Source organism: Caulobacter sp. FG7 (genome assembly GCF_057808875.1).
This window is the reverse complement of sequence record NZ_JBMDIW010000016.1, coordinates 45,495-57,133: the sequence shown is the minus strand read 5'-3', so window position 1 is coordinate 57,133 and position 11,639 is coordinate 45,495. Positions and strand designations below refer to the sequence as shown.

At 67.4% G+C, this 11,639-nt stretch carries 9 protein-coding genes; 5 read left to right on the top strand and 4 right to left on the bottom strand.

What is annotated here, in order from left to right:
* Positions 1–36 precede the first annotated feature (36 nt).
* A complete protein-coding gene (locus ACODR1_RS14560; protein WP_488881085.1) occupies positions 37–1,713 on the bottom strand; it encodes a methyl-accepting chemotaxis protein in 1,677 nt (558 codons plus the stop codon).
* A 543-nt stretch (positions 1,714–2,256) separates the two neighbouring features.
* On the opposite strand from ACODR1_RS14560, the gene sucC reads away from it, so the two are divergent.
* From sucC to odhB, 4 genes are all read left to right on the top strand, one after another.
* Positions 2,257–3,456: an ADP-forming succinate--CoA ligase subunit beta gene (gene sucC, locus ACODR1_RS14555; protein WP_101716975.1), complete on the top strand. Its 1,200-nt coding sequence runs from the start codon at positions 2,257–2,259 to the stop codon at positions 3,454–3,456.
* A 2-nt stretch (positions 3,457–3,458) separates the two neighbouring features.
* Positions 3,459–4,343, top strand: coding sequence for a succinate--CoA ligase subunit alpha (gene sucD, locus ACODR1_RS14550; RefSeq protein ID WP_058348626.1), 885 nt, complete (start codon positions 3,459–3,461; stop codon positions 4,341–4,343).
* A gap of 279 nt (positions 4,344–4,622) precedes the next feature.
* Entirely contained in the window at positions 4,623–7,586 is a 2,964-nt protein-coding gene (locus ACODR1_RS14545) for a 2-oxoglutarate dehydrogenase E1 component (RefSeq protein ID WP_488881084.1), read from the top strand.
* A gap of 108 nt (positions 7,587–7,694) precedes the next feature.
* Positions 7,695–8,912, top strand: coding sequence for a 2-oxoglutarate dehydrogenase complex dihydrolipoyllysine-residue succinyltransferase (odhB, locus tag ACODR1_RS14540; RefSeq protein ID WP_488881083.1), 1,218 nt, complete (start codon positions 7,695–7,697; stop codon positions 8,910–8,912).
* Between the two features lie 177 nt (positions 8,913–9,089).
* Here odhB and ACODR1_RS14535 read toward each other — a convergent pair whose 3' ends face one another.
* Positions 9,090–9,929, bottom strand: a complete 840-nt coding sequence (locus ACODR1_RS14535; protein ID WP_488881082.1) for an aldo/keto reductase — start codon at positions 9,927–9,929, stop codon at positions 9,090–9,092.
* Between the two features lie 41 nt (positions 9,930–9,970).
* Positions 9,971–10,318 carry an MmcQ/YjbR family DNA-binding protein gene (locus ACODR1_RS14530; RefSeq protein WP_488881081.1) on the bottom strand — a complete coding sequence of 116 codons (348 nt, stop codon included), beginning with the start codon at positions 10,316–10,318 and terminating at the stop codon, positions 9,971–9,973.
* 35 nt (positions 10,319–10,353) lie between these two features.
* Here ACODR1_RS14530 and ACODR1_RS14525 point away from each other — a divergent pair, with 35 nt between their 5' ends.
* Positions 10,354–11,229 carry an NAD-dependent epimerase/dehydratase family protein gene (locus ACODR1_RS14525; protein ID WP_488881080.1) on the top strand — a complete coding sequence of 292 codons (876 nt, stop codon included), beginning with the start codon at positions 10,354–10,356 and terminating at the stop codon, positions 11,227–11,229.
* Between the two features lie 111 nt (positions 11,230–11,340).
* Here the strand turns inward: ACODR1_RS14525 and ACODR1_RS14520 are convergent, their stop codons facing one another.
* Positions 11,341–11,598 (bottom strand): hypothetical protein, encoded by a 258-nt coding sequence (locus ACODR1_RS14520; RefSeq protein WP_488881079.1) that lies wholly within the window; start codon positions 11,596–11,598, stop codon positions 11,341–11,343.
* Positions 11,599–11,639: the final 41 nt, after the last annotated feature.

Here is an 11,639-nt window from a genome sequence, read left to right as displayed (position 1 = left end):
GACCCTTTCCCCCATCAAGGGGGAAGGGAGAGAGGCCTAAGCCCGCCGCCTCGCAGCTTGCGCCCCCGCCCCGCTGCTGACCTCGAACTTCGACACCAGCTGCGCCAGCTCGCCGGCTTCCAGCTTCAGGCTGGCCGAGGCGACGGTGGCTTCCTCGACCATGGCCGAGTTGCGCTGGGTGACCTCGTCCATGCGGTTGACGGCGGTGTTGACCTCCGACAACCCGGTGGCCTGCTCGCGCGAGGACTGGGCGATCTCCAGGATCAGGCCGTCGATCTTGCCGACCTTGTCGACGATGGTGGCCAGGGCCTCGCCGGTCTCGCCGACCAGCCGCACGCCGCGGCCGACCTGCGAGGTGCTCCTGGCGATCAGGGCCTTGATCTCCTTGGCGGCTTCGGCCGAGCGCTGGGCCAGGGCCCGCACTTCCGAGGCGACGACCGCGAAGCCCTTGCCCGCGTCTCCCGCCCGCGCGGCCTCGACCCCGGCGTTCAGGGCCAGGAGGTTGGTCTGGAAGGCGATCTCGTCGATCACCCCGATGATGCTGGTGATCTTGCCCGAGCTTTCCTCGATCTCGCCCATGGCCGCGACGGCCTCGCCGACGATCTCGCCCGAGCGGGTGGCGTCGATGCGAGCGGCCGAAGCCACCTGCGAAACCTCGCGCGCGCCCTCGGCGCTGCGGTTGACGGTGGCGGTGATCTGGTCGAGCGCGGCGGCGGCCTCCTCCAGGTTCGAGGCCTGGATTTCGGTGCGGCGCGACAGGTCGTCGGCGGCGATCGAGATCTCCTGGGCCCCGGCCCCGACGCTCTGGGTGGCCGAGGCCACCACGCTCATGGCCCCGTCCAGCGCGGTCATGGCGCTGTTGAAGTCCTCGCGCACCTTGGCGAACTGCGGGTCGACCGGCTTGTCGATGCGATAGGTCAGGTTGTTGCGGGCCAGCTGGTCCAGCCCCGTGGCGATGGCGTTGACCGCATCGACGCGCCCGGTGACCACGGTGGCGAACTTCACAACCTTGGCGATGCGGCGCTTGTGGTCGAAGATCGGGTTGTACGAGGCCTGGATCCACACCGCGCGGCCGCCCTTGCCCAGGCGCTTGAACTCGGCGGCGACGAACTCGCCGGCGTTCAGCCGGGCCCAGAAGGCGGCATAGCCCGGCGCATTGGCCTCGGCCGGCTCGACGAACATCCGGTGATGACGACCCTGGATCTCGCCCAGCGTATAGCCCAGGGCGTCGAGGAAGTTCTGGTTGGCGGTCAGGATCTCGCCGGCCGGGGTGAACTCGATCACCGCCTGGGCGCGGCCGATGGCCTCCATCTTGCCGTGCTGCTCGGCGGCGCGGCGCTTCTGCTCGGTGATGTCGGTGGCGATCTTGACGATCCGGGTCACCGCGCCGCGCGCGTTGCGGATCGGATTGTACGAGGCCTGGATCCACACCTCGCGGCCGTCCTTGCCCACCCGCAGGTACTCGCGAGCGTCGAATTCACCGCGACCGAGCTTGGCCCAGAACGCCGCATAGTCGCTGCTGGCCGCGTAGTCGGGCTCGACGAACAGGCTGTGGTGCTGCCCGACGATCTCGGCCAGGTCGTAGCCCATGGCCGAGCAGAAGTTCTCGTTCGCCGTCAGGATCCGGCCCTTCGGATCGAACTCGATGGTCGCCAGCGACCGGTCGAGGGCCGCGAGGGTCTCGACGGCCTGCACTTGCGAGCGGTTGAACATGGAAGCCCTTCCAATGCCGATCCGGGGTTTTCCCTAGATCGTTTCAGGCAAGGAGAAGCTTCGGGACGGTCAATAAATGATTGATACTTTCAAGACTGAAGGTCGCGCCGAGTATATCCTGCCCCGGTTTTCCGATTTTGCACAAAATGTATCGTATCTAAGTCGTTGTTTTTTCGACCTCGCCCCACGGCGGCCGGCGACCGCAGCAATACTTCGTCACGAAGTGCGGCAAATGCGCTCCCGCGGCGAAGGCTGCACAATCGCAGCGCACAAACCGCCTCGCCTCGCGATAGAAGTGAGCGCTAACATCGTTATCTCGCCCCTCGCCCGACCCTCAACGCCTTGCCAGCCAGGGGCTGTGGACGATTTGCCAAAAGATCAGGCTTTTCGATCGTTCGGCCCAGGAAGGCGGCGCCGTTGTCCGTTCGGACAACGGATCGAAAATATGGGGGCGCCTTATCGTCCAAGTGCGGTTGCGCCTGCGAAATCACGCTCCTATAACGCCGCCACATTCAAGAACCGTCGCGGAAGACCGGTCCCCTCATGAACATTCACGAGCATCAAGCCAAAGCCGTCCTCGCGGAGTTCGGCGCCCCCGTCCCGCGTGGCTTCGCGGCGTTCACCGTCGACGAAGCCGTCGCCGCCGCCGAGAAGCTGGGCGGTCCGGTCTTCGTCGTGAAGAGCCAGATCCACGCCGGCGGCCGCGGCAAGGGCAAGTTCGAGGGCCTCGGCCCCGACGCCAAGGGCGGCGTCCGCGTCGTCAAGTCGGTCGAAGACGTCAAGACCAACGCCGCCGAAATGCTCGGCCGCGTGCTGGTGACGCACCAGACCGGCCCCAAGGGCAAGCAGGTGAACCGCCTCTACATCGAGGAAGGCGCCGCGATCGCCAAGGAATTCTACCTGTCGCTGCTGGTCGACCGTGAAACCTCGATGGTTTCGGTCGTCGCCTCGACCGAAGGCGGCATGGACATCGAAGACGTGGCCCACGCCACGCCGGAAAAGATCCACTCGTTCTCGATCGACCCCGCCACCGGCGTGTGGCCGACCCACCAGCGCGCGCTGGCCAAGGCCCTGGGCCTGACCGGCGGCCTGGCCAAGGAAGCCGCCGTGCTGCTGACGCAGCTCTACACGGCGTTCCTGGCCAAGGACATGGCGATGCTGGAGATCAACCCGCTGATCGTCACCGCCGACGACCACCTGCGCGTCCTGGACGCCAAGCTGTCGTTCGACGGCAACTCGCTGTTCCGCCACCCGGACATCCGCGCCCTGCGCGACGAGAGCGAAGAAGACCCCAAGGAAATCGAAGCCTCGAAGTACGACCTGGCCTACATCGCCCTCGACGGCGAAATCGGCTGCATGGTCAACGGCGCGGGCCTGGCCATGGCCACCATGGACATCATCAAGCTGTACGGCGCCGAGCCGGCCAACTTCCTCGATGTCGGCGGCGGCGCTTCGAAGGAGAAGGTCACCGCGGCCTTCAAGATCATCACCGCCGATCCGGCCGTGAAGGGCATCCTGGTCAACATCTTCGGCGGCATCATGCGCTGCGACATCATCGCGGAAGGCGTCATCGCCGCCGTGAAGGAAGTCGGCCTGACCGTCCCGCTCGTCGTTCGCCTGGAAGGCACCAACGTCGAACTGGGTAAGAAAATCATCTCGGAAAGCGGCCTGAACGTCATCGCCGCCAACGATCTGTCTGACGGCGCCGAGAAGATCGTCGCGGCCGTGAAGGGTGCTCGCTAATCATGTCGATCCTCATCGGTTCTGAAACCAAGGTCATCACCCAGGGCTTCACCGGCGCCCAGGGCACGTTCCACTCGGAACAAGCCATCGCCTACGGCACCAAGATGGTCGGCGGCGTCACCCCCGGTAAGGGCGGCCAGACGCACATCGGCCTGCCGGTGTTCGACACCGTCGGCGAAGCCAAGGAAGCCACCGGCGCCGACGCCTCGGTGATCTACGTCCCGCCGCCCTTCGCGGCCGACTCGATCCTGGAAGCCATCGACGCGGAAATCCCGCTGATCGTCTGCATCACCGAAGGCATCCCGGTGCTGGACATGGTGCGCGTGAAGAAGGCGCTGCAAGGCTCCAAGTCGCGCCTGATCGGCCCGAACTGCCCGGGCGTCCTGACCCCGAACCAGTGCAAGATCGGCATCATGCCGGGTTCGATCTTCTCGGAAGGCTCGGTCGGCGTCGTGTCGCGTTCGGGCACCCTGACCTACGAAGCCGTGTTCCAGACCACGAACGCGGGCCTCGGCCAAACCACGGCCGTCGGCATCGGCGGCGACCCGGTCAAGGGCACCGAGTTCATCGACGTGCTCGAACTGTTCCTGGCCGACGAAGCCACCAAGTCGATCGTCATGATCGGTGAAATCGGCGGCTCGGCCGAAGAAGAAGCGGCCCAGTTCCTGAAGGACGAAGCCAAGCGCGGCCGCAAGAAGCCCATGGTCGGCTTCATCGCCGGTCGCACGGCTCCTCCGGGCCGTCACATGGGTCACGCCGGCGCCATCATCTCGGGCGGCAAGGGCGGCGCCGAGGACAAGATCGCTGCGATGGAAGAAGCGGGCATCCGCGTCTCGCCGTCGCCGGCGAAGCTGGGCGAGACCCTGCTCGAAGTCCTCAAGGGCTAATAGACTAGACTACCGAAACCCCGCCCAGCGCGGGGCCCAGGTTTTTTGCGACCGCCAGTCGACGATCCGAAAAAATCACCTGGGCCCGCCGCAAGGCGCGGGCGACGGGAGATTGAGAGACTATATTTACGGGACCGGTGTCTAAACCGGTCCCGTAAACGGATCCGAAGCGCAGCGGCCGAAAATGGATAGCGGCCAACCGGTCGTCGCGCTTCATGTTTGAAACGAGCTCGTGATCCCGCCGGATGGCCTCGGCGGGCGAGCATCGAGGCGAAGACGATGGCGGACGACGCAGGCATCATCAATCAGGTCTTGACCGAGACCTCCTTCCTCTACGGCGCGAACGCCGCCTTTGTTGAGGACCTCTACGCCCAGTGGGCGGAGAACCCCGGGTCGGTCGAGCCCTCTTGGAACGCCTTCTTCTCCTCGCTGGCCGAGCAGGCCGACCAGGTCAAGCGCGCCGCCAAGGACCCGGCCTGGACGCCCAAGAGCGTTCCCGCCGCCCGTCCCGACTGGCTTTCGGCGCTTGACGGCCAGTGGGCCAGCGTCGCCCCCGCCGTCGAAGCCAAGATCGCCAAGGCCGTCGAGGGCAAGGCCCCCGGCGCTTCCGCCGAAGCCGTCCGCGCCGCCACGCTGGACAGCCTGCGCGCCATCATGATGATCCGGGCCTACCGGATGCGCGGCCACCTCGCCGCCAACCTCGACCCGCTGGGCCTGGATCCCGCCAAGGACGCCAGCGAGCTCGACCCGGCCACCTACGGCTTCGCCGAGGCCGACTACGACCGTCCGATCTTCCTCGACTTCGTGCTGGGTCTGGAGACCGCCACGATCCGCGAGATCCTGTCGATCCTGCGCCGCACCTACTGCGGCAACGTCGGCGTCCAATACATGCACATCTCCGACCCGGCCGAGAAGGCCTGGCTGCAGGAGCGCATCGAAGGCCGCGACAAGGAAATCGTCTTCACCAAGGAAGGCAAGGTCGCCATCCTCAAGAAGCTGATCGAGGCCGAAGGCTTCGAGCGCTTCCTGCACAAGCGTTTCCCCGGCACCAAGCGCTTCGGCCTCGACGGCGGCGAAGCCATGGTCCCGGCCATGGAACAGATCATCAAGCGCGGCGGTTCGCTGGGCGTGAAGGACATCGTCCTGGGCATGCCGCACCGCGGCCGCCTGAACGTGCTGGCCGCCGTGATGGGCAAGCCCTACCACGTGATCTTCCACGAGTTCCAAGGCGGTTCGTCGGTGCCTTCCGACGTCGAAGGCTCGGGCGACGTGAAGTATCACATGGGCGCCTCGTCGGACCGTGAGTTCGACGACAACAAGGTCCACCTGTCGCTGACCGCCAACCCGTCGCACCTGGAAATCGTCAACCCGGTCGTCATCGGCAAGGCCCGCGCCAAGCAGGCCTTCCTGCTGCGCGAGACCCCGGACGCCGGCCGCGGCCACGTGCTGCCGCTGCTGCTGCACGGCGACGCGGCCTTCGCCGGCCAGGGCGTCGTGGCCGAGTGCTTCACCCTGTCGGGCCTGAAGGGCTACCGCACGGGCGGCACCATCCATTTCATCGTCAACAACCAGATCGGCTTCACCACCAGCCCGCGCTACTCGCGCAGCTCGCCCTACCCGAGCGACATGGCCCTGATGGTCGAGGCCCCGATCTTCCACGTGAACGGCGACGATCCCGAAGCCGTGGTGTTCGCGGCCAAGGTCGCCACCGAATATCGCCAGATGTTCGGCAAGGACGTGGTCATCGACATGGTCTGCTACCGTCGCTTCGGTCACAACGAAGGCGACGATCCGACCATGACGTCGCCGCTGATGTACGCGAAGATCAAGGGCCACCCCTCGACGCGCGAACTGTACGCCAACCGCCTGATCGCCGAAGGCCAGATCAGCCAGGCCGAGTCCGACGCCTGGGTCGGCGAGTTCGAGACCTTCCTCGACAAGGAATTCGAGTCCGGCAAGAGCTACAAGGCCAACAAGGCCGACTGGCTGGACGGCAAGTGGAAGGGCCTGGCCCAGCCGGGCGACGAAGAGCGTCGCGGCAAGACCGACGTCCCGCTCGCCAAGCTGCAGGAACTGGCCGCCAAGATCACGGCCATCCCGGAACGCATCGACGCCCACAAGACCGTGCGCCGCGCGATCGAGAACCGTCGTGACGCCTTCACCAAGGGCGAGGGCCTCGACTGGGGCGCCGCCGAGCACATGGCCTTCGCCACCCTGCTCGACGAAGGCTTCCCGGTGCGCCTGTCGGGCCAGGACTCGGTCCGCGGCACCTTCACCCAGCGCCACTCCGACGTCATCGACCAGAAGACCGAAGAGCACTACACGCCGCTGAACAACATCCGCCCCGGCCAGGCCAACTACGAAGTCATCGACTCGGCCCTGTCGGAAGAGGCGGTGCTGGGCTTCGAGTACGGCTTCTCGCTGGCCGACCCGAACACCCTGACCCTGTGGGAAGGCCAGTTCGGCGACTTCGTGAACGGCGCCCAGGTGGTGATCGACCAGTTCATCAGCTCGGGCGAACGCAAGTGGCTGCGCATGAGCGGCCTGGTGATGCTGCTGCCGCACGGCTACGAAGGCCAGGGCCCCGAGCACAGCTCGGCCCGCCTGGAGCGCTTCCTGCAGTCGTGCGCGGAAGACAACATGCAGGTCGTCAACTGCACCACGCCGGCCAACTACTTCCACGCCCTGCGTCGCCAGATGCACCGTGAGTACCGCAAGCCGCTGATCGTGATGTCGCCCAAGAGCCTGCTGCGCCACAAGCGCGCCGTCTCGAACCTGTCGGACCTGGCCGAAGGCACCGCCTTCCACCGCGTGATGGTGGACGGCGCCGAAGCCGGCTGCGACGTCGGCGGGATCACGCTGAAGAGCGACGATCAGATCAAGCGCGTCATCATGTGCTCGGGCAAGGTCTACTTCGACCTGATCGACCAGCGCGCCAAGAGCGGCCGCGACGACGTCTACATCCTGCGCCTGGAGCAGTTCTATCCGTGGCCGATGAAGTCGGTCATGGGCGTCCTGAACCGCTTCAAGAACGCCGAGCTGGTGTGGGTGCAGGAAGAGCCGAAGAACATGGGCGGCTGGACCTTCGTCGATCCGTGGATCGAGCTGACCCTCGACAAGATGGACATCAAGGCCAAGCGGGCCCGTTACGTCGGCCGTCCGGCCAGCGCCTCGACCGCCGCCGGCCTGATGAGCCGCCACCTCAAGGAGCTCGAAGCCTTCCTCACCGAAGCCTTCGCCTAAGAGCACCAACCTTCAAGCCGCCGCGTCCTCGGACTTGTTCGATAGGCGCGGCGGCCTAAGTTCGTTTAGACCCCCGACCGCCAGATCAAAGAGACATCGGAACCTGACATGGCCGACATCATGACCCCCGCCCTGGGCGAATCCGTCACCGAAGCGACGGTCGCCCGCTGGACCAAGAAGGCCGGGGAGGCCGTGAAGAAGGACGAGCTGCTCGTCGAGCTGGAAACCGACAAGGTCAGCCTCGAAGTCGTCTCGCCGGCCGACGGCGTCCTGGCTGCGATCAGCGCCGAGGAAGGCGCCACCGTGGTTCCGGGCACGGTCCTGGGCGTGGTGACCGAAGGCGCGACCGCCTCGGCCGCTCCGGCCGCCGCCGCCCCGGCCCCGGCCGCCGCTCCGGCCCCCGCCCCGGCTCCGGCTCCCGCCGCCGCGGCTCCCGCTGCTCCGGCCGCCGCTCCGGTCAGCCCGGCCCCGGCCCGCGTCGCCGCCGAGAACAACCTCGACCTGTCGAAGGTCGTCGGCACCGGCAAGGACGGCCGCGTGACCAAGGGCGACGCTCTGGCCGCCCTGGAAGCCCGCGCCGCCGCTCCGGCTCCGGCCGCCGCCCCGGCCGCGCCGCGCGCCCTGCACGAGCGCGAAGAGCGCGTGAAGATGACGCGCCTGCGTCAGACGATCGCCCGCCGCCTGAAGGAAGCCCAGAACACGGCCGCCATGCTGACGACCTTCAACGAGGTCGACATGACGGCGGTCATGGCCCTGCGCGCCCAATACAAGGACGTGTTCGAAAAGCGTCACGGCGTGAAACTCGGCTTCATGTCGTTCTTCACCAAGGCCGTCGTGGCCGCGCTGAAGGCGATCCCGGACGTCAACGCCGAGATCGACGGCCAGGACGTCATCTACAAGAACCACTACGACATCGGCGTCGCCGTCGGCACCGACAAGGGCCTGGTGGTTCCGGTCGTCCGTGACGCCGACGTGCTGAACCTGGCCGAGATCGAAAAGACCATCGGCGACCTCGGCAAGAAGGCCCGCACCGGCGGCCTGGCCATCGAGGACATGCAGGGCGGCACCTTCACGATCACCAACGGCGGCATCTACGGCTCGCTGATGTCGACCCCGATCCTGAACGCGCCGCAGTCGGGCATCCTGGGCATGCACGCGATCAAGGAACGCGCCATGGTCGTCAACGGCAAGATCGAGATCCGCCCGATGATGTACCTGGCCCTGTCGTACGACCACCGCGTCGTCGACGGCGCCGGCGCCGTGACCTTCCTCGTGAAGGTCAAGGAAGCCCTGGAAGACCCGCAGCGCCTGCTGCTGGACCTGTAAGGGTTTCAGTCTTTCGAGATACGGAAAGGGGCCGCGAAAGCGGCCCCTTTTTCTTTGATCCTCCCCCTGAAGGGGGAGGTGGCCCGAAGGGTCGGAGGGGGTAGCGGCTGCTGATACGCCGCTATCACTTCCCCCTCAGTCGCTCCGCGACAGCTCCCCTTTCAGGGGGAGCATCTATTATTCAGCGTCCCACCGGAACGCCGCGTCGATCCAGTCGCCGATGCGGCCGTCCGGACGGGCCAGGCCGTACACCGCCGCCATCTCGTCGTCCGTCAGCGCGAAGTCGAAGATCGCGAAGTTCTCGGCCAGACGGGCCGGGTTCTTGGTGCGCGGGATGGTGACCACGCCCTGCTGCACCTGCCAGCGCAGGGTGACCTGGCCCGGTGTCTTGCCGTACTTGTCGCCGATCGCCTTCAGCACCGGATCCTCGCCGACCTTGCCTTGAGCCAGCGGCGACCAGGCGGTGATCGAGGCGCCCAGCTTGTCGGCGGTGGCCCGCAGGGTCTTCTGCGACAGGTAGGGATGGTACTCGACCTGGTTGGTGGCCAGCGGGGCCTCCGACAGCTTCGCCGCTTCCTCCCACAGCGCCGAGGGGAAGTTCGACAGGCCGATCGCCCGGGCGCGGCCGTCGGCCTTCACCGCGTTCAGCGCGGCGATGGTCTCGGCCAGGGCCGGCTTGGGCTTGGGCCAGTGCAGCAGCAAGAGGTCGACCTGGTCGACCCGCAGCTTCTTCAGGCTCTCGTCGACCGAGCGCTGCAGGTCACCTTCGGCGAACTTGTCGATCCACACCTTGGTGGTGACGAAGATCTCGCCGCGGGCCACGCCCGTCGCCGCCAGGGCCGCGCCGACATCCTGCTCGTTGCCGTAGATCTGGGCGGTGTCGACGTGCCGATAACCGAGCTCCAGCGCCTGCTCGGTCATGGTCTGGGCCAGGCCGTTCTCCAGCTGGTAGGTGCCCAGGCCGATGGCGGGGATCTCGACATCGCCCGAACGGACGCCGGGGGTGGGGTTCGACATGGAAAGCTCCGCAAAATCTGGTCAGGCGGATATAGGCGCCCTCACGGGCCTTCGTCATGGGCCCTGGCGACCTTCTTGGGCACGCAGGCGCGCCAGTGACGCTCGAGCAGGCGCGTGACCGTCCCCGCCTCGGCCGCCGACAGCCGCGCCAGCACCATCGGATAGTTGCGATAGTGGTCGGTGAAATAGAACGCCTCGGGCGCCGCCTCGATCAGCATCTCGCGCTCGTCGAACGGCACGCCGGGCAGCACCAGGCTGTCGCCGTCCTCCTTCAGCCGGGTCAGGAACTTGCCGTTCGCCTTGAGGCAGGGATAGCCATAGGACGTCCCGTCCGCGACCAGCGGCAGGGCCAAGGCGAACGCGCGGACCTCGTCATAGGTGATGGGCATGGGCGAAGCTCCCCTGGCGCGACTATAGAGGGACCATGAGCGCGGAAAACACCCTGAAGACGCCGATCCTCGTGCTGGGCGCCACCAGCCTGATCGGGACCTTCCTGATGGAACGGCTGCAGGCGGCCGGGCACGAGCCCATGGGCCTGTCGCGTCGCCCGCCCTATGGCTTCTCGGCGAGCGGCGACGCCTGCTGGATCGACGCCGACCTCAAGGGCGAGGATCTCGCCGAACAGCTGCCCGGCGCGGCCACGGTGTTCTCGCTGTCGCCGATCTGGCTGCTGCCGGCCGTGCTGCCGCTGCTTAAGGCGCGCGGCATGAAGCGCCTTGTGGCGTTCTCGTCGACCAGCCGCTTCACCAAGGAAGCCTCGCCCGAGGCCTCCGAGCGCGCCGTGGCCAAGGCCCTGGCCGAGGCCGAAGCCGCCGTCGAGGCCTTCTGCGCGGAGCACGGCGTGGCCTGGACCATCCTGCGCCCGACCCTGATCTATGCCGAGGGTCGCGACGGCAATGTCAGCCGCCTGGCCGGGCTGATCCGCCGCTTCAAGGTGCTGCCGCTGTCGGGCGCCGGCGAGGGCCTGCGCCAGCCGGTGCATGCCGACGACCTGGCCGCCGGGGCCATCGCCGCCGCGAGCGCGCCCGCCGCTTTCGACCGGTCCTACGCCCTGGTCGGCGGCGAGACCCTGCCCTATCGCGAGATGGCCCGCCGGGTGTTCGAGGGCCTGGGCCGACGGCCGGCGATCGTGGTGCTGCCGCCCTGGCTGTTCGGCTTGCTGCTGACCCTGGCCAGGCCGTTCTTCCCCGGCGCCACCGCGGCCATGGGCGCGCGGATGAGCCAGGACCTGACCTTCGACGCAGCCGACGCGATTCGGGATTTCGGGTGGGCGCCGAGGGATTTTCGGCCGCGGTTCTGACCCCCTCCGGCCCTCCGGGCCACCTCCCCCAGAGGGGGAGGATCTATCGGCGCAGATGCTCCCCCCCTGGGGGAGCTGTCGCGGAGCGACTGAGGGGGCCCGCGAAGCGGGTCAAGCCAGCCCCGCCCGTCCGTAATACAGCATCCCCGCCGCCGGCCGCCTCAGCCCGCGGCGGATCCGCGGCCCGAACTTGGTCATCGACAGCAGGCGCGAGACCATCGCCTCGTCGCCGGCCCGGCGGAACGCCCGGGCCGAAGCCGACCACAGGGCCGTGGTCGCCGGATGCGGCAGGACGACGCCCGCCGCCAGGCCCAGGGCCAGCAGGCCATAGCCGGCGATGCGGTTCGAGATCGGGTCGGGACGGGTCATTGGATATCTCCTTTCGTGGGGTGGAGGAGGACCGCCGGGGG